Here is a 24456-nt window from a genome sequence, read left to right as displayed (position 1 = left end):
AACCGGCCGCGAAACCGCAGAACCCCGCCGCTGAACCTTTCAGCGGCGGGGTTTCTCAGTGTTGGGGTTTCTCAGTGGCCAGCCTGGCCCGGGCCGCTCAGTTTCCCGAGTATGCGGTCAGGATCTGGACCAGCGCGGGATCGCCGCTCATGCCGGCGAGGGCGGCCGAGGCGGCAAACATCAGGCCCGCGAGCCCCGCGCAGCACGCGCTGATTCCCGTCAGGAACTTCCAGTCCTCCCGGAACACGCTGCGCAAGGTGTCGGGCATGCGCAGTCCCGGGGCAATCAGGTTGGGTGCGCTGTCCGTCGATCCGTCGTCCAGGAACGCGACAACGCGACCGGCACCGCGGTCCACGCGCATGGCGCTGATGTGGTTGCCGTGCCGGGCCAGCAGGATGTCGTGGCCAACCAGCTGGCGGCGCTGAAGAGTGATCATGGGGCTCCCTTGGTAGGTGGGTTCTCGGACGTCCGCACCATCGCAGGGCACCTCCCATTTTACTGAGCCCGTCCGCGCCGGGCGGCCCGGTGGGCGGTGAGGCTGCCCACGACAGAGGGTGATCCTCATCAAGTCCGGACACGGCCACGACCGGACACAGCCAAGTCCGCGCCCTCCTGTCCCGCGGCTACGCCCGGCACTAGAGTGGCACCAGCCGCCGACAGCCCGGGCGGAAGCGGATCAAAGGAGATGTTGCGTGTTTTCAAGCCCGTACCCCGACGTCGATGTTCCCAACCTCGGCATTTACGACTATCTCTTCGGCGCTCTGGCAGAGGAGGACCTGGACCGGGTCGCCGTCGTCGATGGCGCCAGCGGTGCGGAGACCACCTACCGGGCGCTGCGCGGGCAGATCGACGCCCTCGCCGGTGCCGTCGCCGCCCAGGGCCTGGGCGTGCACGGCGTGGCCGCCATCCTGTGTCCCAACGTCCCCGCCTTTGCGGCCGTCTTCCACGGCCTGCTCCGGGCAGGCGCAACGGTCACCACGATCAACGCCCTGTACACGGCCGACGAGATCGCCACCCAGCTCACCGACGCCGGCGCGGACTGGCTCTTCACCGTATCGGCGCTGCTGCCGGCCGCCCGGGAGGCCGCCGAAAGGACCGGGATCCCTGCCTCACGGCTCGTGGTGCTCGACGGCGCCGACGGCCACCCCTCGCTGGCCGACTTGCTCGCCATGGGCGCACCGGCCCCCCGCGTCTCGTTCGATCCCGCCACGCATGTGGCCGTGCTGCCCTACTCCTCCGGCACCACCGGCCGGCCGAAGGGGGTCATGCTCAGCCACCGCAACCTCGTCGCCAACGTGGAACAGGCCAGGGGTCTGCTCGACGTCGGCCCCGAAGACCGGGTCCTGGCGCTGCTCCCGTTTTTCCACATCTACGGGCTGACCGTGCTGCTGAACCTCGCGCTGCGCCAGCGGGCCAGGCTTGTGACCATGCCCCGGTTCGACCTGCCCGAGTTCCTGCGGATCATCCAGGACCACCGGTGCAGCTACCTGTTCATCGCACCTCCCGTGGCCGTGGCGCTGTCCAAGCACCCGCTCGTTGCCGAGTACGACCTCGGCTCGGTGCACACCACCCTTTCCGGCGCGGCACCGCTGGACGGCGAACTTGGCAAGCGTCTGGCCGAACGCCTCGGCTGCCAGGTCCTGCAGGGCTACGGCATGACCGAGATGAGCCCGGTATCGCACCTCATTCCGCGCGGAGGCCGCGATGGGCTCAGAGTCCCCGTCAGTTCCGTGGGGTATACGGTGCCGAACATGCAGTGCCGCCTCGTGGACCCGGCCACGGGGGAGGAGATCCCGGTTCCCGCGGAAGGGACCAGTGCGCCGGGGCACCTGTTGTGCCGCGGGCCGAATGTGATGCTCGGCTACCTCAACCGGCCGCAGGAAACCGCGGACACCCTGGACGCGGACGGCTTCCTGCGCACCGGGGACATCGCCACGGTGCGGGCGGACGGGGTGGTGACGGTCGTGGACCGGCTCAAGGAACTGATCAAGTACAACGGCTACCAGATCGCCCCGGCGGAACTGGAGGCGCTGCTCCTCACCCACCCCGGCATCGCCGACTCCGCGGTGGTCGGCTCCCTCGACGCCGACGGCCAGGAAGTGCCCAAGGCGTTCGTGGTCCGCCAGCCGGGCGCGTACGGCGATGCCTTGGACCTGGCGGGCGTCATGGACTTCGTGGCGGCCCGGGTGGCGCCGTTCAAGAAAATCCGACAGGTTGAGTTCATCGACGCCGTGCCGAAATCCGCCTCAGGAAAGATCCTGCGGCGGATGCTTGGGTCTGCAGGCTCAGACACCGGCCAAGCCGCCGTGCCGGCAGCGGCACCGAAGAAGCAGTAGCGCCTCAGTCGGCGTCGGTCTTGGCGATGTAGACGTCACAGGGGGCGTTGTGGGCCACGCTGTTCGCAACGCTCCCCAAGACCCGGCCGATTCCGCTCATGCGCCGGTTGCCGACCACGATCATCAAGGCACTGGTCCGTTCGGCTTCCCGGATCAGGGCCTCGGCCGGCTTGCCCCGCGCGGCGGCGTACGTGACGGTGATGTCCGGGCGGCGCAGGCCTTCCGCGACCGAGCGCGCAACCGTTTCCGCGTTGCCGGCGTCGGAAACGATCCACTGGTCACTGCCGCTGCCGAAGACCTGTGTCTTGTCGCTGTCAAAGGCGCTGACCACATGAAGTGTCGCCCCCACGGAAACTGCGAGGTCGCGCGCGGTGTGCGCCGCCCGCAGGGCAGTTTCACTGCCGTCGACGCCGACAACGATTATTCCGGTCATGGACCGCTCCTCTTTCAACGAGTAATGCTGTTTAGTGTGCCTGGCCGATCAACTGGCCCCAGCGCGCCCCAGTCGAGGCCCCGCATGGATCCTGCCGGTGTTCACGCTACAGGGCGGCCAGGGCTTCCCGCAGGACCGGCGCGAGCCGCCGCACACCCTCGCGGATCGATTCGGGCGGCACCGCGCTGAACGCCAGCCGGATCTTGTTCGACGGGTCGTCCGAGTTTGTAAAGGCCGCTCCCGGAATGAAGACGACGCCGGCGTCGATGGCCTTCCTCAGCAGCGGGTAAGTATCCACGCCGTCGGGCAGCGTAACCCACACGAAGAAGCCGCCCTCGGGGCGCGTCCAGGTCAGTCCCTCCGGCATGTAGTCGGCCAAGGCGGCCAGCATTGCCTCGCAACGTTCCTGGTACAGCCCCCGGTACGTCTCGATCTGGCCGCGCCAGTCGTAGTCGCGCAGATAGGCCGACACCAGCATCTGGTTCAGCGTCGGCGGGCACAGGGTGACGGCCTCCGACGCCAGGTAGTACCTGCGCTGCAGGTGGGCCGGGACCAGGGCCCAGCCGATCCGCAGGCCCGGGGCGAAGATCTTGGAAAAGGACCCCATGTAGATGACGTCATCCGGGTTGGCCGCCCGCAGGGGGGTGAGCGGCTTGCCGTCGAAGCGGAGCAGGCCGTAGGGGTTGTCCTCCAGCACCAGAATATTCGCGCGACGGCATATATCCACCACGGATTGCCGGCGTTCCGCGGACAGGGTGATGCCGGACGGGTTGTTGAAGCTGGGAATGGTGTAGAGGAACTTGACGTTCTTGCCCGCGGTCTGGAGGGCGGCGATCTTTGCCTCCAGCAGATCAGGGATGATGCCGTCACCGTCCATCGGCACCGTTTCGACCTCCACCTGGTAGGCCTCGAAGGTGTTGAGGGCCCCGACATAGGTGGGGTCCTCGACGAGGACCACGTCGCCCGGATTGCAGAAAACCTTGGTGGCCACATCCTGCGCGGACTGCGAGCCGGCCGTGATGACGATGTTCGCGGGGTCGGCGTCCAGGATCCCCTCTGCCGCCATGACCTCGCAGATCTGGATGCGGAGCTCTTCAGTGCCTTGGCCGCCGCCGTACTGCAGGGCGGTCATCCCCTGCTCGGCGATGATCTTCGCGGCGGTCTGGCCCAGGCGTTCCAGCGGCAGGGACTGCAGGTAGGGGCTGCCCCCGGCGAGGGAGACGAGGCCGGGGCGCATCGAGATGTCGAAAACATCCCGGACCGCCGACTGTTTGATATTTGCTGCGCGCTCCGAGAACAGGATCTCGTGGCGGTGGGCGGACGTAGCCGCACGTTCGATTGCGTCAATGGCCTCGGCCGGAAGTACTGCTGCGGCGGCATCAAGTGTTTCGTGGGTCACAAACCCAAGGATACTACCCGTGTTGTCTTGGGGGAAACGATTGTTTCCAAATGATGCCCGGGCCGAAAGCGACCGGGCTGCTCCGGGCGGCCCGAGGCCCCCGGCAGCCGTGTGCTGCCGGGGGCCCGGGAGGTATCTGGAGCGGAGTGCGGGGTGCGGAAGCTTACGCCGCTTCCGCAGCGGGAGCCTCGGCCAGCGCGTCGAACACGCCCTTGATCTGCTCGACAACTTCGGCGTCGTCCTTGGGGTGAACCTCGGCGAAGCGGACCATCGAGCCCGGGACTGCCAGCTTGACGTTTTCGAGGACCTGGGCGCCGGCGATGCCGACGGCCTTGCGGGCCTCGTCCTGGGCCCATACGCCGCCGAACTGGCCAAAGGCGGTTCCGACAACCGCGGTGGGCTTGCCGGACAGGGCGCCTGCGCCGAAGGGGCGGGACAGCCAGTCGATGGCGTTCTTCAGCGATGCCGGGACGGTGCCGTTATGCTCCGGCGTGACCAGCAGGATGGTGTCGGCCTCGTTGGCGGCGGCCCGCAGGGCGGCGGCGGCCGCGGGCACCTGGCCTTCGACGTCGATGTCCTCGTTGTAGAAGGGGATGTTGCCCAGGCTCTCGTGAATGACCACGTCCACCTGTTCCGGGGCGTTGAGCGCGATGGCCTCGGCCAGCTGCAGGTTGGTGGAGCCGGCGCGAAGGCTGCCGACGAGAGTGAGGATGGTCTTCTTGGACATGTGTACTCCTGTGCATCACGCCGCGGGGTGATTCCGGCGGCTGGTGGATCGTGAGGCTTTGGGGGCCTTCACCCATCCTAAACGGACTGCGGTCCGGTTATATTCCGGGGCGCTAGAATCAGCGGTGTGAGCCTCATCCCGATCCGTCCCGGTGCCCAGTCCGGGTCAGGGCGCCCCGCCGCGCCCGCCGCAGAATCAGCGCGCAGCGACGCGATCCGCAACAGGGAGCTCCTGCTCTGCGCCGCCCGGGAAATCGTTGAGGAATCCAGCGCCGACGCCCTCACCATGGACCGGCTGGCGCAGCGCGCCGGAGTTGGAAAAGGGACGGTGTTCCGGCGGTTCGGCAGCCGTGCCGGGCTGATGATGGCGCTCCTTAGCGACGCCGAGGCCGAATTCCAGGGCCGGTTCATGTTTGGTCCGCCCCCGGTAGGTCCCGGCGCGCCGCCCCTGGAGCGGCTGATCGCCGTGGGCGCCGCCCGCATTGACTGGATCCTGGAATTCGGGGAGCTGGCGCGGGCCGCCGACGCCTCGGTCTACAACAGGTTCGATGTCCCGCCGGCCGTCCTCTGGCGCCGTCATCTCGAGATGCTGCTGCGCGAAGCCGGCGTGACGGCGGACCCGTGGGTCATGGCGTCGGCCCTCGGGGCGTCGCTGGAGCCGGAACTGTTGCTTCATTCCGTCGGCGTGCACGGGATTGCGCCGGAGCGCCTTGCGGACACCTGGCGGGAGCTTGTCACGCGCGTAGTGTGCGGCTCCTAGCGGCGCAGCCGGTTCCGTGGTCCAAATCCATTCCACGGAGTTATTCATAACGATCTGTAGCGAAGCCGCCGTGTCGCGGCCCGTGAGAGCCCGGCGGAGCCCGGCTAATGTGATAGCTTCCTCTGGAATGTGACCCGCAACATAGCCCACAAGGGCTCAGCCGCAAGGCATGCGGGCGGCCGGAAACCAGCTGGCCCATACTCCCGAACCGGCCGCGGAACCCGCTGCCGGATGGGGACGACGGAAGGATCGACGTTGTGAATAATCTTGTCCCTGGCGCAGGCGGGCCCGCCCGTGCGGCCGCAGCCGTGACGCACGGATCTGCTCAGGCAACGGCGATCCAGAACTAGCCGCTCCATGCTTCGATATCTCGCCAAACGTGCGCTCACGTATGTCTTCATGATCTTCCTGACCACCAGTGCCGGCTATCTCCTGGCTGTGAGCACGCTGCAGCCGGCGCTGCTTGAGCAGGAGCGGATTCCGCGGCCCACGCCCGAGCAGGTGGTCAATTCCTTCCGGCTCAAGGGGCTCGATCCCACCCTCAACCCGTGGGAGCGCTACGTCGACTGGCTCACCGCCATTCTCACCCGCTGGGACTGGGGACGGAGCCCCAACGGTGCCTTCATCAACGCCGAGTTCGGCGACCGGGTCTGGATCTCAACCCGGCTCTTCCTGGCCTCGATCATCCTGACCCTCGTGATCGGCGTCGCCCTCGGCGTCTTCACCGCGGCCCGGCAGTACAAGGCCTCGGACCGGGCCATCACCTCGTACAGCTACCTCATGTACATCGTCCCCGCACCGATCGCCTACTTCCTGGTGCAGCTGGGCGCCATCAACATCAACGAGTCGGTCGGGGAGCGGGTCTTCTTTGTCACCGGCATCTCCACCCCGGGCCTGGACGGCGACGGCTGGGCCCAGTTCGTCGACATGCTCGCCCACTACGCCGTGCCCACGTTCGCCATCACGATTGTGGGCTGGGGCGCATACCAGATCGCCCAGCGCCAGTATCTGCTTGACAACGTCAACGCCGACTTCGTCAGGACGGCGCGGGCCAAGGGCCTGACCCGCAACCAGGCCATCAGCCGGCACGCCCTGCGGGTGTCCTTCATCCCCGTGGCGCAGAGCATTGCGTTCACCATCCCGGCCATCTTCGCCGGCGGCTTCTTCGCCGAGAAAATCTTCGCCTGGCACGGCGTCGGGTCCTGGTCCATCGATTCAATTGCCCTGCAGGACGTCAACGCGGCCACCGCGACCCTCGCCTACGGCTCCGTCATCTTCGCGGTTGGAGCGATCCTCGCCGACTTCGCCACCACGCTCGTGGACCCGAGAGTGCGGGTGCAGTAATCATGACCAACCTCAACACGATTGACCCAGCCGCCGTCCTGGACGAAGGAAAGTTCGGCGACGACGAGGTCGTGATCGGCAAGTCGCGGATCATCCTGCGGCGCTTCCTGCGCAACCGGACAGCCGTCGCCGGCCTCGCCATCTTCCTGGCCCTGACCCTCTTCTCCTTCATCGGCGGCTTCTTCGGCAGCTGGGACAAGGAGACCATCGACCCCTTCAACATCGGCATGCCGCCCTCCGCGGAGCACCTCCTGGGCACCTCCCAGGCCGGGATCGACCTCTACGCCCTGACCGTCGAGGGCACCAGGGTCTCCATCCTGATCGGCGTCGTCGTCGGCCTCGTCTCGGTGCTGATCGCCGCCGTCTACGGCTGCACCATGGCGTTCTTCGGCCGCAAGGTGGACAAGGTCATGCTGTTCATCCTCGAAGCCCTGATCATGATGCCGGCCCTGCTGGTAGTCGCGGTGGCCACGAGCGGCGGCGCCAACGGCCTGAAGAACACCGTCCCGAGCTGGCTGCTGCTCATCATCGTGCTGCTGGTCTTCAGCTGGATGGGGACCGCACGCCTCATCAGGTCCCTGTCGCTCTCCCTCATGCAGCGTGACTTCGTCAAAGCCTCCCAGTACATGGGCATCCCGCCGCGCCGGATCGTCTGGCGCCACCTCGTGCCGAACATCGGCTCCCTGCTGGTCCTGGAAGTCACCCGCGGCGTCACCGGCGCCATCCTCGCCGAGGTCGCGTTCTCCTTCATCGGCATCGGCATCAAGGTCCCCGACGTGAGCCTGGGCGTCCTGATCGGCCAGTCGACCTCCCAGGTTTCCACCTTTCCGTGGATGTTCTGGGCGCCCCTGATCGTGATGTTCCTGCTGACCGGCTCGCTCGCCATGATGAACGACGGCCTCCGCGACGCGTTCGACCCCAGCTCCAGCTCCGTTGGCCGCGCCAAGAGGAGCAAGGCCACTGGCCACGCCACCGGCGGCGCCACCGGCAAGACACAGAAGAAGAGCAAATGACCAGCAACACCACCGCACGGGACACCGCGCAAGGGACCGCCGAGCGCCTCCACGCCGCCGGGCTGCACGCCCCCACGAGCGCGGTCCTCTCCGTCCGGGACCTCAACGTCCGCTTCAACACGGAAAACGGCGTGGTGCACGCGGTCCGCGGCGTCGACTTCGACGTGATGCCCGGCAAGACGCTGGGCATTGTGGGCGAGTCCGGCTCCGGCAAATCCGTCACGTCCATGGCGATCATGGGCCTGCTGCCCGCGACGGCGGAAATCACCGGTTCGGTCCGGCTGCAGGGCAAGGAGCTCCTGGGGCTCAGCGACAAGGCCATGTGCCGCCACCGCGGCAGCGACCTCGCCATGGTGTTCCAGGACCCGCTGTCCTCCCTGACCCCGGTCTACACCGTCGGCACCCAGATCATCGAGGCCCTGACCGTCCACAACCCGACCATGAGCAAGCAGGCCAAGGAGGCACGCGCCGTCGAACTCCTGGGGTTGGTCGGCATCCCCAGCCCGAAGGACCGGCTCAAGGCCTTCCCGCACGAGTTCTCCGGCGGCATGCGCCAGCGCGTCATGATCGCCATCGCGATCGCCAACAACCCGCGGGTTCTGATCGCCGATGAGCCGACGACGGCGCTGGACGTCACCATCCAGGCGCAGGTCCTCGAGGTGCTCCACGCCGCCCAGGAGGAGACCGGCGCCGCGGTCGTCATGATCACGCACGACCTCGGCGTGGTCGCCGGCATGGCGGACGACATCATGGTGATGTACGCGGGCAGGCCGGTGGAGACCGGCAGCGTCGATGACATCTACTACAGCCCGCGGATGCCCTACACGATGGGCCTGCTCGGTGCGGTCCCGCGCGTGGACGTCGCGGAAAAATCGTCGCTGGTGCCGATCGACGGCATCCCCCCGAACCTCACCCAGCCGCCCACCGGCTGTTCGTTCGCGCCGCGGTGCCCGCTGGCCAGCGAGGCCTGCCTCGACGGCGAACCTGACCTTCGGGCGGTGGCGCCCGGCACCGGGCACAGCGCCGCGTGCATCAAGAGCGAGGCCCTCGCCGACGTCGATGTCCACACTGTTTTCGCCGTCCCGGCCGTGCCGGTATCCCGCTTTGACAGCCTTCCCCGGCACGAACGCAAGACTGTCCTGGAACTCCGCGACGTCAGGAAGCACTTTCCGCTGATGAAGGGCGCCCTGATCAAGCGCAGGATCGGCACGGTGAAGGCCGTGGACGGGCTGAGCTTCGATATCCGTGAGGGCGAGTGCTTCTCGATCGTGGGGGAGTCGGGCTGCGGAAAGACCACCACCCTGCTGGAAATCATGGAGTTCCACAAGGACCAGGACGGCGAGGTGGTGATCGGCGGGCTGAGCAACAAGCAGGCCGCGGACGCCCGGGCCAAGAGCGCCATGCGCAAGGAACTGCAGATGGTGTTCCAGGATCCCACCGGGGCACTGGATCCGCGCTTCACCGTCTACGAGGTCCTGGCCGAGCCGATGGAAAACCTGGGCATGCCCAAGGCTGCCATCCGGAAGCGGATCATGGAGCTCATGGAGCTGGTGGGCCTGCAGGCGGACCACGTCAACCGGTTCCCCAACCAGTTCTCCGGCGGCCAGCGCCAGCGCATCGGCATTGCCCGCGCCCTCGCGGTGAACCCCCGGCTGGTGGTCCTGGATGAGCCCGTCTCCGCCCTCGACGTATCGGTGCAGGCCGGCGTCATCAACCTCCTGGACAAGCTCCGTGCCGAACTCGGCCTCAGCTACCTCATGGTGGCCCATGACCTCTCCGTGGTCCGGCACATCTCCAACCGCGTTGCCGTCATGTACCTGGGCAAGATCGTGGAGATCGGCGACGTCGACGCCGTCTTCGACAACCCCCGCCACCCCTATACCCGTGCCCTGCTCTCCGCGATCCCGGTACCGGATCCGGAGCTGGAGCGCACCCGCGAGCGGATCATCCTCCAGGGCGACCTGCCCTCGCCGCTGGAAGCGCCGGCAGGCTGCAACTTCGCCACCCGCTGTCCCGTGTTCGCGGCCCTGCCGCCGGCCAGGCAGGAGAAGTGCCTGACCCTGGAGCCGGCCCTCGAAGCGTCCGCCACCGACCAGCAGTTCGCCTGCTTCTACCCGGACGGCGAACTGGACGCGGACATGCTGGTTGTCCACGAAAACCACTGAATCACCGGACCAGCACACCACCCGAGAACCCACGCATCACACTCGCATGAAAAAAATGAAGGGGATCACATGAAAAATCGGACCAGGATCGGCGGCCTCACCGCCGTCGTGGCTGCCCTCGCGCTGACCGCTTGCGGCAGCGGTGGCGCCTCAACCACCGCCCAGAGCGCCAAGGCACAGGATGCCTCCGGCGACCTGAGCAAGCTGGTCAGCGTCAACGCCAAGAAGGCCGCCGACCTGCAGCAGGGCGGTACCGTGACGCTGCCGCTGGGCAACATCGGACCGGACTTCAACGGCTTCTCCAACGCGGGCAACTCGGCGGACAACACCGAACTGCACTACCCGATCGACGAGGCCGGCTACGTGGGCTGCTGGAAGCTGGACTTCGACGGCACCGCCAACCTCAACAAGAACTTCTGCGAAGACTTCAAGAGCGAGGTCAAAGACGGCAAGCAGACCATCACCATCAAGATCAACCCGAAGGCCGCCTACAACGACGGCACCCCGATCAACGCCGCCACGTTCGAGAACACGTGGAAGATGCTCAATGGCCAGAACAAGGACATCGACATCGTCAGCTCCGGGGCCTACGAGTTCATCGACTCCGTCAAGGCGGGAAGCAGCGACAAGGAAGTCGTTGTCACCACCACACAGCCGGTGTACCCGCTCAGTGACATGTTCGGCGGCTTCATCCCGCAGACCGTGAACACTCCCGAAATCTTCAACACCGGCTTCACGGGCGAACTGCACCCCGAGTGGATGGCGGGCCCGTTCAAGGTCGACAAGTTTGACTCCGCCGCGAAGACTGTCTCCCTCGTGCCGAATGACAAGTGGTGGGGCGAGAAGCCGGTCCTGGACAAGGTGATCTTCCGCCAGCTGGAGGCCAGCGCCGAGATCGCCGCCTTCAAGAACGGCGAAATCGACATGGCCGACGGCCGCACGCTGACGAAGTACAAGCAGCTTGAAGGCTCCAAGAACTCCGAGGTCCGCCGCGGCCAGCGCCTCTTCGCCGGCGGCCTGAACCTCAACGCCCTCAAGGCCCCGCTCACCGACGTCGCAGTCCGCAAGGCAATCTTCACCGCCGTGGACCGCCCCGCCATCCGCGCCGTCCGCTTTGGCGGACTGAACTGGGAAGAGAACAGCTCGGGCTCCATGATGCTGATGCCGTTCTCGAAGTACTACCAGGACAACTACCCGGTCAAGGAAACCGGCGCCGACGCGGCCAAGAAGGTCCTGACCGAGGCCGGCTACAAGGCCAACGCCAAGGGCATCATGGAAAAGGACGGCGTCCCGGCGTCGTTCAAGATCACCAACTTCGGTGACGACCCCACCGGCCTCGCCACCGTTCAGACGCTGCAGAAGCAGCTTCAGGCGGCCGGCATGGACGTTGGCATCGACCAGCGCGGTGACGCCGACTTCGGCAAGGTGGTTGGCAGCCGCGACTTCCAGCTCACCATCAGCGGCTACACGGTAGGCGCCGACGCCACCTCCGGCGTGAAGCAGTTCTACGATTCCAAGACCAACGAGAACGAACTCGGCGACGCCGAACTGGACGAGGCCATCAAGGACCTTGCCTCCATCCAGGATGACGCCCAGCGCAACAAGGCCGCCATGGACGTCGAGAAGAAGCACATGGAGAAGTACTTCTCCATGGGCGTGATCATGAACGGCCCGCAGATCTACTTCGCCCGCACGGGCCTGGCCAACTACGGTGCGGCCCTGTTCCAGACCCCGGACTGGAGCGTCGTCGGCTGGCAGAAGAGCTAGTCCCGGCAAGCACCACGCACTAACAAGCAGCACGGCCGAGGCCGGTGCCCCTGGAAGCTTCCGGGCGGCGCCGGCCTCGTTCGATTAAGCCCTGCCGGACAGGCGCCCCGGTGCATGCCCAGCCGGTAGCCTTGGCACCATGAGCAACGATTCAACCCGGCCCATCCGCACCGCCGTTGCCGGTTTCGGCCTTTCGGGCAGCGTCTTCCACGCCCCGTTCATCGCCGCAAACCCGGCCTATTCGCTCGATGCCATTGCCACCTCCGACGCCGCCAGGAGATCTGCCGCCGCACACAGCTATCCGGCGGCCAGGATCGTCGACACCCCGGCCGATATCCTGGAGCTCGCCGGCGAACTGGACCTGCTGGTGCTCGGCACGCCGCCCGCCACCCACTACCCACTCGCGAAAGCGGCGCTGGAAGCCGGCCTCGACGTCGTCGTCGACAAGCCCTTCGCTGTCAGCAGCGCCGAGGGGCAGGAGCTCATCGACCTGGCCGGGCGGCTGGGCCGGGTGCTCACGGTGTTCCAGAACCGGCGCTGGGACGGCGACTTCCTCACCGTTAAGGCCCTCATGGACACCGGAGCCTTCGGCACCGTGAGCCGCTTTGAGTCCCGCTTCGAGCGGTGGTCGCCCGACGTCCCCAAAGCATGGAAGGCGGCCGCAACGGCGGACGACGGCGGCGGGGTGCTGTTTGACCTCGGCACCCACCTGCTGGACCAGGCCGTGCAGCTTTTTGGGCCGGCCACGCTCATTCACGCGGAACTGGCGGCCCGGCGGCCCGGAGCCAAGGCGGACGACGACGTCTTCCTGGTCCTGCGGCACAGCTCCGGGGTGACCAGCCACCTGTGGATGAACATGCTGTGCGCCCAGCAGGGCCCGCGCTACCGCATCCTGGGCAGCGAGGGCGGTTTCACCAAGCACGGCGTGGACCCGCAGGAGCCGTACATCCTGGCCGGCGGAAGCCCGCTGGATGCCGACTACGGCGTGGAAGATCCGGACTGGGCCGGGCTGCTGGGGCGCGACGGGCACCTGGACCGGCTGCCCACCGAGCGCGGCGCCTACCCGGAGTTTTACCGGATCCTGGCCGCCAAGATCGCCGACGGCGGCGCAAGCTCGGCGCTGCCCGTCCCCGTCGACCCCGCGGGCCCGCTCCAGGTGTTGCAGCTGATCGAGCAGGCCCGGTCCCTGGCCTGAGCCCGGCACGGTGCGGGCTTAAACAGCCATCGGCTGCTCCGAAAACGCCCTTCTGGGTGTCCAAAAAGGGGCGGTTTGGACCCACACCGGCAGGGTTCCCTGGCCGAGCTTGCGAGGCGAGGGGGCCGGTGGGGAGGAGCAGCCGATGAAGTGTTGGCTACGCGGTGTTGGCTACGCGGAGACCAGCTCGTGCCAGTCGGCGACGAGGGGCAGGTTGTGCGCCTCGGAGACCGAGCGGTGCGCAACCTTGCCGCCGGCGATGTTCAGGCCGGCGGCCAGGGCGGCGTCGCGCTCAAACGCAGCCTTGACGCCCAGGTTCGCCAGTGAGACGGCGTAGCGCAGGGTGACGTTGGTCAGCGCGTACGTGGAGGTGTTCGGGACGGCGCCGGGCATATTGGCGACGCAGTAGAAGATCGTGTTGTGGACCTTGTACGTCGGTTCCTGGTGCGTGGTGGGGTGCGTGTCCTCGAAGCAGCCGCCCTGGTCCACGGCGATGTCCACCAGCACGGAGCCGGGCTTCATCCGGGACACGAGCTCGTTGGTGACGAGCTTCGGTGCCTTGGCGCCGGGGATCAGGACCGAACCGATCACGAGGTCGGCGTCGACCACGGACTTCTCGATCTCGTACTTGTTGGACGCGACAGTCTTCAGGCGGCCTTGGTACTGGGCGTCCAGTTCGCGCAGGCGGTTGATGTTGATGTCCAGGATGGTGACGTCGGCACCCAGGCCCAGGGCCATGGCGGCAGCGTTGGTGCCGGCAACACCGGCGCCGAGGACAACGACCTTGGCCGGACGGACGCCCGGGACGCCGCCGAGCAGCACGCCCTTGCCGCCAGCCGGCGCCATCAGGGACGTGGCGCCGACCTGAACGGACAGCCGGCCGGCAACCTCGGACATCGGGGCCAGCAGCGGCAGGGACCTGCCCTCCTGGACGGTCTCGTAGGCGATGGCGGTGACGCCGGAGTTGATCAGGGCCTGGGTCAGTTCCGGTTCGGCGGCCAGGTGCAGGTAGGTGAAGAGGATCAGGCCCTTGCGGAAGCGGTGGTATTCGGCCTTGACCGGCTCCTTGACCTTCAGCACCATGTCGGCGCGGCCCCAGACGTCGTCGGCTTCGGCGACGATCTCGGCACCGGCGATCGCGTATTCCTCATCCGTGATGCCGGAGCCCAGGCCCGCGCCGCGCTCGACGAGGACCTCGTGGCCGTGGGTCCGGAATTCATGGACGCCGGCCGCCGTGATGGCGACGCGGAACTCGTTGTTCTTGATCTCTTTGGGTACGCCGATGATCATTTGTTAGCTCCAGTAGGTGGTGGCCTCGTGGGCCTGGATGAGCGGGGGATTCGTACTTCCAGAATAAATCCCGCTGTGAGGCACGCGACAGGTGCCGCCGCCGGGCATTGGGCGCCCGCCGCGTCATTCCGGGGTTTTTCAAAACATGGGATAGACATTTGTCGATGGAGCGGGCGTCAGGTGTCGGCTCGTGTCCGTCCCGGCTGCATTCGCAGTGCGGCGGGCGGGGGCAGTAGTCTGGCAGGATGCAGCAGCAGGACGTGGAGCAGCTCGTGGAGCAGGTGGCGCAGCGGCTGGGCCGCGGCCTCTCCCTCGAGGACCTCGACGGTCTGCTCCTCGCCTACAGTTCCAACCAATCCCATGCGGACCGCGTCCGGGTGAACTTCCTGCTCAGTAAGCGTGTCCCCGTGGACGTCATCGCGTGGCAGCTCTCCCACGGGATCGCGACGGCGGTCCGGCCGGTCGTCGTGCCGGCCAACGCGGACCTCGGCATGCTCGGGCGCGTGTGCGTGCCGCTGCTGGTGCGGGGCTTCCGGGTGGGGTACCTGTGGGTCCAGCTCGACGCTGAGGAACCCAGCGCCGCGACCGTCCTCGCCCAGCTGCCGGACGTGGCCCCGGAGCTGGAACAACTGTCCACCCTGCTGCTGGATTCCAATACGGCCGAGTCCGAGTTCCGGCGCCGGCGCGAACAGGAGTTCCTGGCCGCGTGCGCCGGCGAGGCCAACGCGGCGGCGGCCGTCGCGGGCTGGAAAGAGGTCCAGGGCAAGGGACCCTGGCAGCTGGTGACCGTCCTGGACGCGGATGGCTGGGCCGGTGGCTCGGATCCCATCGCCGACACGCTCATTCACCGCTCCGCGGCGCTGCAGGCGACCATCGGGGTGGATGCCGCACTGTTCAGCGCCGGCACGGAGACCCACGCGGTGGTGCTCTTCAAGGAATCCACGGGACGCGCCGACCACGCCCAGGTGCTGGTCCACTACCAACTCGAACTCGCCAAACGCTCCGGGCGCACGGTCCGGCGGATCATCCTGGGCACGTCCGAGGGATTCGCCAAGCCTCGGGAACTGGCCGAGGCCTACCGGCAGTCACGGCAGGCGGCCCAGGCCGCGGCGGTGGATCCCCAGTTGGGCGAGCTCGTCGACTGCCGGGCCACCGGCGTCTACCAGCTCCTGGCCTCGGCCGGCGGCGGCGCGGGAGCCTGGGCAGACGCGGGTTCCGTGTATTTCCGCCTCCTCGAGGACCATGACCGCAACCACGAGCTGCTGCCCGTGCTGGAGCTGTTCTACGACAACGACGGCTCGGTCCAGGAAGTCGCGGCCAAACTGCACCTGCACCGGAGCAGCATCTACAACCGGCTCGGCCGGATCCGCCAGCTGCTGGGCGTGGACCCGTTGAAGGGAATGGTGCGGCTGGAACTGCATGCCGGGCTCAAGGCGCGGCGCTGGGCTGGCCGGCCCAGAATCTAGCGGCGCGCTTAGCCCTCGCGCTTGGAGGGGTCGGCGTCGAGGGCCGGCTTCGCGTCGTGGCCAGCGTCCTGGCCAAGGTCCTGGCCGGGGCGGGCGATGCCGGCGGCACTGCGGCGGCGGGAAATCCGGCTGTCCACCCAGAGCGACACCGCTACGAAAGCGACGCCGCTTGCCAGATACGTGGCGGTGTTGTTCAGGCCCATGGCGGTTCCGAAGATGCCAGCGAGCAGCATGGCGGCGATCCCTGCCACGATGTGCCACCCTCTGAATTTACCCACATTCCAAGCTTAACCCGCGGGATATCAGTGCTTCCGCGCCGGACCGGGATCGTTGCTTGATCCTTATCACTGCTTCATGAAGCACTGGCAGCCTCGTCATCCTGGCCGGCCGGCGTCCCGGCGTCCGCACCGTTCTTCTTCTGCGTTTCGAGCCACGCCATGATGTCGGCCAGCCGGATCCGGCGGTGCGTTCCGCGGTATTCCACCGGGATCTCGCCGCGGTCGGTCATGTTCCGCAGATACGTGTGCGAGATCCCCGCAAGCTCCGCGGCCCGGGACGTCGTCAGCATTTCCTCGACGCTGCTGACCGTCACGGCCTCGCCGCGGCTGAAGCGGCCCAGCAGATCGACGACGGCGTCCCGCGCCGCGGGCGGCAGCCGGTGGACGGTGCCGTCCACGAACACCGTGATGTCGTGGCTGCCGTCGAGGGCGTACCTGAGGTTCTGCGCATCCTCGGCCGGGAGGCCGGCCGTCACCCGGGGGGCTATCAGTGCCATGAGTGCATCCTAGCGGCAGCAGCTACAGCCCAAGGTCCTCCAGGACCGGCAGTTTTGCCCGCACCCAGGCCCGGGCCTCGGTAGCGCTCGGCGCGGACAAGGCCAGCTTGGCAAGCTCCCGGGCTTCAGCCAGGGTGACGGTCTTCAGCACGGCGGCGACGGCCGCGATGGAACGCGCCGTCATGGACAGCGTGGTGACGCCCAGCCCCGTGAGGACGACGGCGAGGGCAGGGTCCGCCGCGGCCTCGCCGCACACGCCCACTGGCTTGTTGTGGCCCTCGGCCGCGGAACCTTCCACGGTCAGGCCCACGAGCCGCAGTACGGCCGGCTGCCAGGGGGTGTTCAGGGCGGCCAGCGGGCCGAGCTGGCGGTCCGCCGCCATGGCGTACTGGGTGAGGTCATTGGTGCCCAGGCTGGCGAAGCCGACCTCGCGGAGGATGGCCTCGGCCGTCAGCGCCGCCGACGGGACCTCCACCATGACGCCGGGCGTCTTGATCCCTGCCGCGGTGCACAGCGAGGCAAAGCGGGCCGCCTCCTCAGCGGTGGAAATCATCGGGGCCATCACCCAGACGTCCGCCTCGGATGCCTTCTCCGCCAGGGCAATGGCCTGCAGCTGGCGCTCCAGGACCCCCGGCGTGGTGAAATCGGTCCGGTAGCCGCGGACGCCAAGGGCCGGGTTGGGCTCGGTGGCGTCGGTCAGGAACGGCAGCGGCTTGTCCGCGCCGGCGTCGAGCGTGCGGAGCACCACTTTCTTGCCCGGGAAGGCGTCGAAGACGCCCTGGTAGGCGGCGGCCTGTTCCTCCACGGTCGGTTCGGTGTCCCGCTCCAGGAAGCAGAACTCGGTCCGGAACAGTCCCACGCCCTGGGCGTTCAGGCCGGCCGCGGCCACGGCGTCCTTGGCGCCGCCGACGTTGGCCAGGAGCGGCACGAGGTGGCCGTCCGCCGTCGTGCCGGTCCCGTCGAAAGCGGCAAGCAGCGACGCCGTGGCGGCCCAGTGGGCTGCGGCCGCGCGCTGGGACTCGTCCGGGTTCGCGGTGATGAGGCCGGCTGCGCCGTCCACGTACACCTCGGTGCCGTCGGCGAGCTCGTCGACCCCGACGGCGGCGACCACGGCCGGCAGGCCCAGCGAGCGGGCGATGATCGCGGTGTGGGACTGCGGGCCGCCACCGGCGGTGACCAGCGCCAGGACCTTTTCCGGATCCAGAGTGGCGGTATCGGCCGGGGCCAGGTCCTCGGCGATGAGGATGAACGGGGTGGGGGACACGGGAATGCCCGGCGCGGGGACTCCGCGCAGTTCCGCCACGATCCGGGAGCGGACATCCAGGACGTCCGTGGCGCGCTCGGCCATGTAGCCGCCCAGGTTGTGCAGCATCTCCGAGACCGAGGCGCCGGCTTCCCAGATTGCACGCTGCCCGGAGGTGCCGCGGCCGATCAGTTTGGCGGCGGATTTGAGCAGCATGGTGTCAGTGGCCATGAGGGCCGTGGCCTCGAGGACGGCCTTGCCGTCGCCCGAGACGGTCTCGGACCGGGCCTTCAGTTCGTCGTGGACGGATTTCGCTGCGGCCTTCAGCGCCGCCGTCGCGTCCTCCGCCGTGACGCCGGCGGGAAGCTGCTCTCCGGCAGGCGGTTCGCTGATCGGTTTGGGCATCTGCCGGACGGTACCGATGATGCGGCCGGGGCTAACGCCTACTCCTGGGAAGTTCTGCACTGAAGGTCCTCATATTCTGTCGTAGGCCAGTGGCCACTAAGCCGGTAAACCAGGTGCCGCAGCGACCCTGCTGATCATCTGCGCCTGCGGCTGACGGCTGCGGCAGCGGGCGGGTCACGGCACCTGGAAAAATTGTATGTGATGCAGTTCATATAGCGTTGCTATAGGTGCTAGGGTAGCGGTTATGAGTATCGATGGCCAGCTACCACCCAAGGCCCGGCTGCTGCGTGCGGCCGCCGAGCTGCTGGCCAACTCCGGCGGATCCGCAGTCTCGACCCGCCAGATCACGCAGCTGGCCGGTGTCACGGCACCGACCCTCTACCACCACTTTGGTGACAAGGAAGGGCTGTTCGACGCCGTCGTCGCAGCAGGTTTCGACGAATATGTCGCGGGCGAACGTGACTTCGCGCCCTCTGGCCAACCTCTGGAGGACATCCGGAGGATGTGGGACAACCATGTCCAGTTCGGGCTGAAACAGCCGGAACTGTACCTCGTCATGTTCGGCAATATCCGCCCTGAGAGCCGCCCGGCCATCGTCGCCGATGCCGAGGCCCTCATGGAGGAAATGCTGAACAAGGCGGCTGTCTCCGGCCAGCTCAACGTCCCGCCCAAGGAGGCGGCCAGGTCCATCCTGGCGGCCAATGTGGGCATGACCCTCATGCTGATCGCGGAAAAGGTGCCGGAGCGGAACCTCGAGCTCTCCGCCATGACCCGCGACGCCATGATCTTTGCGGTTTCCACCGAGCAGGCCCGGGACAACGGTTCTGTGGACAGCGGAAAGTCCTCAGTGGTTGTGGCGGCCATCGCATTGAATGCAGCACTCCAGGCGTCCCACTCGGACCAGCTCTCCAGCTCGGAACTCAAGCTCTTCCTCGAATGGCTCCACCGGATCTCCAACAGCTCCACCAGCTAGCTCGGCGAAATTATCGGACCATCCTGCAATGCAGCGGGAACGACGGTTAGGAACTCACATGGCAACAGAGACAGTTGCGAAACCACGCACCAGCATGCGCGTACACGTCCAGAAATTCGGGACGTTCCTGTCCGGAATGATCATGCCCAACATCGGCGCCTTCATCGCCTGGGGCTTCATCACGGCGCTCTTCATCCCGGCCGGCTTCTTCCCCAATGCGGAGCTCGGCAAGCTTGTCGGGCCCATGATCACGTACATGCTCCCGCTGCTGATCGGCTACACCGGCGGCCGGATGGTCTACGGCGTGCGCGGCGGCGTGGTGGGCGCGGTGGCCACCATGGGCGTCATCGTCGGTACCGACATCCCCATGTTCATCGGCGCCATGATCCTTGGCCCGCTCACTGCCTGGATCATGATGAAGCTGGACAAGATCTGGGAAGGCCGCGTCAAGCCCGGCTTCGAAATGCTGATCGACAACTTCTCGGCAGGCATCGTTGCCGCTGCCATGGCGGTCGTGGGCATGCTGGTGGTCGGCCCGATCGTGAAGGCCTTCAGCAATGGCGCCAGCGCCGTGGTCGAATTCCTGGTCACCAACGGCCTGCTGCCCTTCACCAGCATCTTCATCGAGCCCGCAAAGGTCCTGTTCCTCAACAACGCCGTTAACCACGGCATCCTCACCCCGCTGGGCACGCAGCAGGCGCTCGAGCAGGGCAAGTCCATCCTGTTCCTGCTCGAAGCCAACCCCGGTCCGGGCTTCGGCATCCTGCTCGCCTTTTCATTCTTCGGCAAGGGTCTGGCCAAGGCGTCCGCGCCGGGCGCAGCCGTGATCCAGTTCGTCGGCGGTATCCATGAGATCTACTTCCCGTACGTCCTGATGAAGCCGATGACGATCTTCGCCGCAATCGGCGGCGGCATGACCGGCATCTTCACGCTCGTGGTCACCGGCGCCGGACTCCGGTCCCCGGCAGCCCCGGGCAGCATCATTGCGGTCTACGCCTCAACGGCACGCGACAGCTACGTCGGCGTGACGCTCTCCGTCCTCTTTGCCACCACGGTGTCCTTCCTGATCGCCTCGGTGGTCCTGAAAGCCAGCAAGGCGCCCGCCGAAGACGACCTCGATCAGGCCACCCACCGGATGGAGGCCCTGAAGGGCAAGAAGAGCTCGGTGTCCGCAGCCCTGATCGGTGAGGGCGTGGGTGCCAGCGGCGTCGCCGTCCTCGCCACCCCGATCAAGAACATCGTCTTTGCCTGCGACGCCGGCATGGGTTCCAGCGCGATGGGCGCCTCGGTGCTCCGCAACAAGATCAAGGCCGCCGGCTTCTCGGACGTCAAGGTCACCAACTCCGCGATCGCCAACCTCACCGACACGTACGACGTCGTCATCACCCACCAGGACCTGACCGAACGGGCCAAGCCCGCGACCGCCAGCGCCGTGCATGTCTCTGTGGACAACTTCATGAACAGCCCGCGGTACGACGAGATCGTGGAACTGGTCGAGGCCAGCAACACGGAAGCCGGCACCACGGAAACGACCCCTGCCACGGCCGCCGCCGGCACCGCCCCCGCGGCTGCCGAGGCAGAAGCCGAGCAGGGTCCCGCCGGCATCCTGGTGGCCGAAAGCGTCGTCCTCAACGGCCATGCGACTACGCGGGACGCCGCGATCGACGAGGCCGGGCAGCTTCTGCTGGACCGCGGCGCCGTCGACTCCGGCTACGTGGACGCCATGCACGAACGCGAGGAATCCGTCTCCACGTACATGGGCAGCTTCCTGGCCATCCCGCACGGCACCAACGCCGCGAAGGACCACATCATGAAGTCGGCGGTCTCCGTTATCCGCTACCCGAACGGCATCGACTGGAACGGCAAGGAAGTGAAGTTCGTCGTCGGTGTGGCCGGCGTCAACAACGAACACCTGCACATCCTGTCCTCAATCGCCAAGGTCTTCACCAACAAGGCCCAGGTGGCCCAGCTCGAGGCGGCCACCACGGTTGACGAAGTGCTGGCCCTGCTCGGAAAGGTCAACTCCTAGTGAAGGCTGTTCATTTCGGAGCCGGAAACATCGGGCGCGGCTTCGTGGGCCTGCTGCTGCACGACGCAGGGTATGAGGTGGTGTTCGCCGACGTCGCGGACGCCCTCATCACCGAGCTGGCCGCCGCGGACAGCTACGAGGTCCACGAAGTCGGAGAGAACCCCGCCGTCCGTACCGTCAACAACTTCCGGGCGCTGAACTCCGGCACCCAGGAAGCCGACGTCGTCGCGGAAATCGCGACGGCGGACATCGTCACCACCGCCGTGGGGCCGCACATCCTGAAGTTCGTGGCGCCCGTGATCGCCAAGGGGATTGCCGCCCGTGCCGCCGGGCTGGCGCCGCTGCAGGTGATGGCGTGCGAGAACGCGATCAACGCCACGGACATCCTGAAGTCCGAGGTCGTTGCCCAGTGGGATCCGGCCGCGGGCGCCCTGGACGCGGCCGCCGTGTTTGCCAACACGGCGGTGGACCGGATTGTGCCGAACCAGGAGGCCGGGCAGGGCCTGGACGTCACGGTGGAGACGTTCTATGAGTGGGTAATCGACCGTACCCCGTTCGCCGGGAAGGAGCCGGTGGTCCCGGGCGCGACGTTCGTGGACGATCTCGCACCGTACATCGAGCGAAAGCTGTTCACCGTCAACACGGGGCACGCGGCGGCGGCCTACTTCGGATTCGAGGCCGGCCTGGGCAAGATTTCCGAGGCCATGGCCGACCAGGATGTCGCGGCCGATGTGCGCGCCGTCCTGGACGAAACCAAGGAGCTGCTGGTGGCCAAGCACGGCTTCAACCGGGCCGAGCAGGAGGCGTACGTGGAAAAAATCCTGGGCCGCTTCTCGAACCCGCACCTGCCGGACACCGTCACCCGGGTGGGCCGTGCGCCGCTGCGCAAACTCAGCCGGCATGAGCGCTTCATCGGTCCCGCTGCCGAGCTGGCCGAACGCGGAATTGTCCCCGAGGCGCTGCTCGGGGCCATCGCCGCCGCCCTGCGTTTCAATGATCCGGCCGACGCCGAGGCCGTGGAGCTGGCGAAAATCCTCTCCGCGTCCACGCCGGACGAGGCCACGGAGAAGATCACTGGCCTGCCGGCGGACCACCCGCTTTTTGCCGCCGTCTCCTCCCTCATCGAGGAGGCCAAGGCGGTCGTCTAGCCGCCCCAGCCCAACGACGCTCCCTCAGATCGCGCGGGTTTTGGACGACGCTCCCTCAGATGATTGTCCGATACACAGACCCTCCCTCACTTCTGGTGAGGGAGGGTCTGTGTTTTTGACGCGAAAAGTGAGGGAGGGACTGACTGTTGACCATTAGGTTGCCTAACTGTTAGGCTACCTAACTATGAACGCCAGTGAACCGGCTGACCCCGGCCTCCTCGCTCTCGCCGAGGACTTCCGCGAGGCCCTCCGCCACAGCATCTACCTCGTCCGCCGCCTGGACGCCGACGGCGAACTCAGCGCCGCCCAACTCAGCATGCTCAAGATGCTGTTGGACGCCGGGCCCGCCGCAGGCGGCGTGCGGGTAGGCGAAATCGCCCGGAACCTGGGCGTCAAGGTGCCCAGTGCCACCGAGCAGATCATCAAGCTCGAGCGCGCCGGCCTCGCCCGGCGCGAGCCGGACCCCGACGATTCCCGCGCCGTCCGGGTCACCCTCACGGACGCCGGCCTCGCCGCCGTCGCATCCGCCAACGAGCGCCGCAACACCGTCATGGCCGGCGTCCTCTCGTCCCTTTCGGGCGAAGACCGCGCCGCCCTCGCGGCCGCCCTCCCGGTCATCGGCAGGATCAACGCGACGCTCCTGGCCTGATCTTCACCCAACAATTCCAATCACTTAGGAGTGCCCCCATGCACGGCCAGCCCGCCGACACCCTGCCGGCAGCGGAAGTAACCCTCGAGGCCGAGAAGGCCTCACTGCTCAAACAGCCCAAGGCGGTGTGGGCCACGGCCCTCGCGGCGGTGTTCGCCTTCATGGGGATCGGGCTGGTGGACCCCATCCTGCCGGCGATCGCCAAGAACCTGGACGCCTCGCCGAGCCAGGTGTCGCTGCTCTTCACAAGCTATTTCCTGGTGACCGCAGTCGCCATGCTGATCACCGGCTACGTCTCCTCCCGGATCGGCGGGAAGCGGACGCTGCTGATCGGGCTGGCGGTCATCGTCGTGTTCGCCTCCCTGTCCGGCACGTCCGGCAGCGTGGCCGAGCTCATCGGCTTCCGCGCCGGCTGGGGGCTGGGCAACGCCCTGTTCGTGGCCACGGCGCTGGCCGTGATTGTCGGCGTCGCAAGCGGCGGCGCCGGCACTGCGATCATCCTTTACGAGGCCGCACTCGGCCTGGGCATTTCCCTCGGCCCGCTCCTGGGCGCACTGCTGGGCGGCTGGCAGTGGCGCGCCCCGTTCTTCGGTACGGCCGTGCTGATGGCCTCCGCGTTCATCGCGCTCATTGCCCTGCTGCCCAAGACGCCGCTGCCCGAACGGAAAGTCCGGCTCCGGGATCCGCTGCTGGCCCTGGGGCACAAGGGGCTGCGGACGACGGCGGCCAGCGGCCTGTTCTACAACTACGGCTTCTTCACCGTCCTCGCCTTCACGCCCTTCATCCTCGGCATGGACGCCTACGGGATCGGCGGGGTGTTCTTCGGCTGGGGTGTGGCCGTCGCGGTCTTCTCAGTGTTTGCCGCCCCCGTGCTGCAGAACCGCTTCGGAGCGGTCCGGATCCTCACCGGCACGCTCGTCCTGCTGATGCTCGACCTTGTGGGACTGGGCCTGGCCGCCGGGCACTCGGTGCCGGCCGTCGTCGTCCTCGTGGTCATTTCCGGGGCGCTCCTGGGCATCAACAACACCATCTACACGGAGCTGGCCATGGGCGTGTCCGACTCGCCGCGGCCGGTGGCCTCGGCCGGCTACAACTTTGTACGCTGGATGGGCGGCGCCCTGGCACCGTTTGCCGCCGCGCAGCTGGGCGAGCACTTCGGCCCGCAGGTGCCCTTCTTCGCCGGCGCGCTGGCCATGGTGGCCGCCATTGCCGTCGTCTTCGGCGGACGCCGCTACCTGGCGGCGCACGAGCCGCACGTGGTGTAGCAACACCCGGTGTTGCGCAGAACCCGCTGAGGTGACAAAGAACGCCCATGCTTCCTCGCAAGCATGGGCGTTCTT

At 67.4% G+C, this 24456-nt stretch carries 21 protein-coding genes; 13 read left to right on the top strand and 8 right to left on the bottom strand.

From position 1 onward, the window contains the following. Positions 1–97: 97 nt before the first annotated feature. Positions 98–436 carry a hypothetical protein gene (locus tag AC1D1A_RS06290; protein WP_476851437.1) on the bottom strand — a complete coding sequence of 113 codons (339 nt, stop codon included), beginning with the start codon at positions 434–436 and terminating at the stop codon, positions 98–100. Positions 437–692: 256 nt separating this feature from the next. Here AC1D1A_RS06290 and AC1D1A_RS06285 point away from each other — a divergent pair, with 256 nt between their 5' ends. Then, positions 693–2336 carry an AMP-binding protein gene (locus tag AC1D1A_RS06285; protein ID WP_476947352.1) on the top strand — a complete coding sequence of 548 codons (1644 nt, stop codon included), beginning with the start codon at positions 693–695 and terminating at the stop codon, positions 2334–2336. 4 nt (positions 2337–2340) lie between these two features. Here AC1D1A_RS06285 and AC1D1A_RS06280 read toward each other — a convergent pair whose 3' ends face one another. The 3 genes from AC1D1A_RS06280 to AC1D1A_RS06270 all read right to left on the bottom strand — a co-directional run bounded on the left by AC1D1A_RS06280 (position 2341) and on the right by AC1D1A_RS06270 (position 4895). Continuing rightward, on the bottom strand, positions 2341–2769 hold the full coding sequence (locus tag AC1D1A_RS06280) for a universal stress protein (protein ID WP_223914942.1): 429 nt from the start codon (positions 2767–2769) through the stop codon (positions 2341–2343). Positions 2770–2875: 106 nt separating this feature from the next. Beyond that, positions 2876–4168, bottom strand: a complete 1293-nt coding sequence (locus AC1D1A_RS06275; RefSeq protein ID WP_476857699.1) for an aminotransferase-like domain-containing protein — start codon at positions 4166–4168, stop codon at positions 2876–2878. Positions 4169–4331: 163 nt separating this feature from the next. After that, positions 4332–4895 carry an NAD(P)H-dependent oxidoreductase gene (locus AC1D1A_RS06270; RefSeq protein ID WP_018775397.1) on the bottom strand — a complete coding sequence of 188 codons (564 nt, stop codon included), beginning with the start codon at positions 4893–4895 and terminating at the stop codon, positions 4332–4334. 126 nt (positions 4896–5021) lie between these two features. Between AC1D1A_RS06270 and AC1D1A_RS06265 the strand changes: the two genes are divergently transcribed. The 6 genes from AC1D1A_RS06265 (at position 5022) to AC1D1A_RS06240 (ending at position 13138) form a co-directional block, all read left to right on the top strand. After that, positions 5022–5654, top strand: a complete 633-nt coding sequence (locus AC1D1A_RS06265; RefSeq protein WP_374208312.1) for a TetR/AcrR family transcriptional regulator — start codon at positions 5022–5024, stop codon at positions 5652–5654. 357 nt (positions 5655–6011) lie between these two features. Next, positions 6012–6998, top strand: a complete 987-nt coding sequence (locus tag AC1D1A_RS06260; RefSeq protein ID WP_028277582.1) for an ABC transporter permease — start codon at positions 6012–6014, stop codon at positions 6996–6998. Positions 6999–7000: 2 nt separating this feature from the next. After that, the gene (locus AC1D1A_RS06255; protein ID WP_230010032.1) at positions 7001–8011 is read left to right on the top strand and encodes an ABC transporter permease; all 1011 of its coding nucleotides are present in this window, start codon (positions 7001–7003) and stop codon (positions 8009–8011) included. Next, positions 8008–10176, top strand: coding sequence for a dipeptide ABC transporter ATP-binding protein (locus tag AC1D1A_RS06250; protein WP_476851441.1), 2169 nt, complete (start codon positions 8008–8010; stop codon positions 10174–10176). The genes AC1D1A_RS06255 and AC1D1A_RS06250 overlap by 4 nt, the downstream gene beginning before the upstream one ends. A 69-nt stretch (positions 10177–10245) precedes the next feature. Beyond that, positions 10246–11943, top strand: coding sequence for an ABC transporter family substrate-binding protein (locus AC1D1A_RS06245; RefSeq protein WP_476947351.1), 1698 nt, complete (start codon positions 10246–10248; stop codon positions 11941–11943). A 139-nt stretch (positions 11944–12082) separates the two neighbouring features. Further along, a complete protein-coding gene (locus AC1D1A_RS06240; protein WP_476859597.1) occupies positions 12083–13138 on the top strand; it encodes a Gfo/Idh/MocA family protein in 1056 nt (351 codons plus the stop codon). Between the two features lie 171 nt (positions 13139–13309). Here AC1D1A_RS06240 and ald read toward each other — a convergent pair whose 3' ends face one another. Then, on the bottom strand, positions 13310–14428 hold the full coding sequence (ald, locus tag AC1D1A_RS06235) for an alanine dehydrogenase (RefSeq protein WP_079555133.1): 1119 nt from the start codon (positions 14426–14428) through the stop codon (positions 13310–13312). Positions 14429–14673: 245 nt separating this feature from the next. Between ald and AC1D1A_RS06230 the strand changes: the two genes are divergently transcribed. Then, the gene (locus AC1D1A_RS06230; RefSeq protein ID WP_223914951.1) at positions 14674–15894 is read left to right on the top strand and encodes a PucR family transcriptional regulator; all 1221 of its coding nucleotides are present in this window, start codon (positions 14674–14676) and stop codon (positions 15892–15894) included. Positions 15895–15902: 8 nt separating this feature from the next. On the opposite strand, the gene AC1D1A_RS06225 is transcribed toward AC1D1A_RS06230, so the two are convergent. The 3 genes from AC1D1A_RS06225 to ptsP all read right to left on the bottom strand — a co-directional run bounded on the left by AC1D1A_RS06225 (position 15903) and on the right by ptsP (position 18377). After that, positions 15903–16172 (bottom strand): hypothetical protein, encoded by a 270-nt coding sequence (locus AC1D1A_RS06225; RefSeq protein WP_230006918.1) that lies wholly within the window; start codon positions 16170–16172, stop codon positions 15903–15905. A 74-nt stretch (positions 16173–16246) separates the two neighbouring features. After that, the gene (locus tag AC1D1A_RS06220; RefSeq protein ID WP_476947350.1) at positions 16247–16669 is read right to left on the bottom strand and encodes a helix-turn-helix domain-containing protein; all 423 of its coding nucleotides are present in this window, start codon (positions 16667–16669) and stop codon (positions 16247–16249) included. A 22-nt stretch (positions 16670–16691) separates the two neighbouring features. Further along, complete coding sequence (gene ptsP, locus AC1D1A_RS06215) at positions 16692–18377, bottom strand: phosphoenolpyruvate--protein phosphotransferase (RefSeq protein WP_223914954.1); 1686 nt, start codon at positions 18375–18377, stop codon at positions 16692–16694. 184 nt (positions 18378–18561) lie between these two features. Between ptsP and AC1D1A_RS06210 the strand changes: the two genes are divergently transcribed. From AC1D1A_RS06210 to AC1D1A_RS06190, 5 genes are all read left to right on the top strand, one after another. Further along, positions 18562–19290, top strand: coding sequence for a TetR/AcrR family transcriptional regulator (locus AC1D1A_RS06210; RefSeq protein WP_028277575.1), 729 nt, complete (start codon positions 18562–18564; stop codon positions 19288–19290). 58 nt (positions 19291–19348) lie between these two features. Then, entirely contained in the window at positions 19349–21319 is a 1971-nt protein-coding gene (locus tag AC1D1A_RS06205) for a PTS mannitol transporter subunit IICBA (protein WP_476947349.1), read from the top strand. Next, positions 21319–22467: a mannitol-1-phosphate 5-dehydrogenase gene (locus AC1D1A_RS06200; protein WP_476857708.1), complete on the top strand. Its 1149-nt coding sequence runs from the start codon at positions 21319–21321 to the stop codon at positions 22465–22467. The genes AC1D1A_RS06205 and AC1D1A_RS06200 overlap by 1 nt, the downstream gene beginning before the upstream one ends. Before the next feature lie 184 nt (positions 22468–22651). Continuing rightward, positions 22652–23116, top strand: a complete 465-nt coding sequence (locus tag AC1D1A_RS06195; RefSeq protein WP_223914957.1) for a MarR family winged helix-turn-helix transcriptional regulator — start codon at positions 22652–22654, stop codon at positions 23114–23116. Between the two features lie 38 nt (positions 23117–23154). Next, a complete protein-coding gene (locus AC1D1A_RS06190; protein WP_476872292.1) occupies positions 23155–24381 on the top strand; it encodes an MFS transporter in 1227 nt (408 codons plus the stop codon). Positions 24382–24456 lie beyond the last annotated feature (75 nt).

This window comes from Arthrobacter sp. P1_B9 (genome assembly GCF_056406495.1).
The sequence above is the reverse complement of the archived record's forward strand: the minus strand, read 5'-3'. Positions and strand labels throughout refer to the sequence as shown.

Bases quoted from the DNA above. Each gene is read 5' to 3' on its own strand.
- AC1D1A_RS06240 (WP_476859597.1), top strand. From the start codon at position 12,083: ATGAGCAACGATTCAACCCGGCCCATCCGCACCGCCGTTGCCGGTTTC.
- AC1D1A_RS06205 (WP_476947349.1), top strand. From the start codon at position 19,349: ATGGCAACAGAGACAGTTGCGAAACCACGCACCAGCATGCGCGTACAC.
- ald (WP_079555133.1), bottom strand. From the start codon at position 14,428: ATGATCATCGGCGTACCCAAAGAGATCAAGAACAACGAGTTCCGCGTC.
- AC1D1A_RS06220 (WP_476947350.1), bottom strand. From the start codon at position 16,669: ATGGCACTGATAGCCCCCCGGGTGACGGCCGGCCTCCCGGCCGAGGAT.
- AC1D1A_RS06280 (WP_223914942.1), bottom strand. From the start codon at position 2,769: ATGACCGGAATAATCGTTGTCGGCGTCGACGGCAGTGAAACTGCCCTG.
- AC1D1A_RS06250 (WP_476851441.1), top strand. From the start codon at position 8,008: ATGACCAGCAACACCACCGCACGGGACACCGCGCAAGGGACCGCCGAG.
- AC1D1A_RS06290 (WP_476851437.1), bottom strand. From the start codon at position 436: ATGATCACTCTTCAGCGCCGCCAGCTGGTTGGCCACGACATCCTGCTG.
- AC1D1A_RS06195 (WP_223914957.1), top strand. From the start codon at position 22,652: ATGAACGCCAGTGAACCGGCTGACCCCGGCCTCCTCGCTCTCGCCGAG.
- AC1D1A_RS06210 (WP_028277575.1), top strand. From the start codon at position 18,562: ATGAGTATCGATGGCCAGCTACCACCCAAGGCCCGGCTGCTGCGTGCG.
- AC1D1A_RS06270 (WP_018775397.1), bottom strand. From the start codon at position 4,895: ATGTCCAAGAAGACCATCCTCACTCTCGTCGGCAGCCTTCGCGCCGGC.
- AC1D1A_RS06255 (WP_230010032.1), top strand. From the start codon at position 7,001: ATGACCAACCTCAACACGATTGACCCAGCCGCCGTCCTGGACGAAGGA.
- AC1D1A_RS06230 (WP_223914951.1), top strand. From the start codon at position 14,674: ATGCAGCAGCAGGACGTGGAGCAGCTCGTGGAGCAGGTGGCGCAGCGG.
- AC1D1A_RS06245 (WP_476947351.1), top strand. From the start codon at position 10,246: ATGAAAAATCGGACCAGGATCGGCGGCCTCACCGCCGTCGTGGCTGCC.
- AC1D1A_RS06190 (WP_476872292.1), top strand. From the start codon at position 23,155: ATGCACGGCCAGCCCGCCGACACCCTGCCGGCAGCGGAAGTAACCCTC.
- AC1D1A_RS06260 (WP_028277582.1), top strand. From the start codon at position 6,012: ATGCTTCGATATCTCGCCAAACGTGCGCTCACGTATGTCTTCATGATC.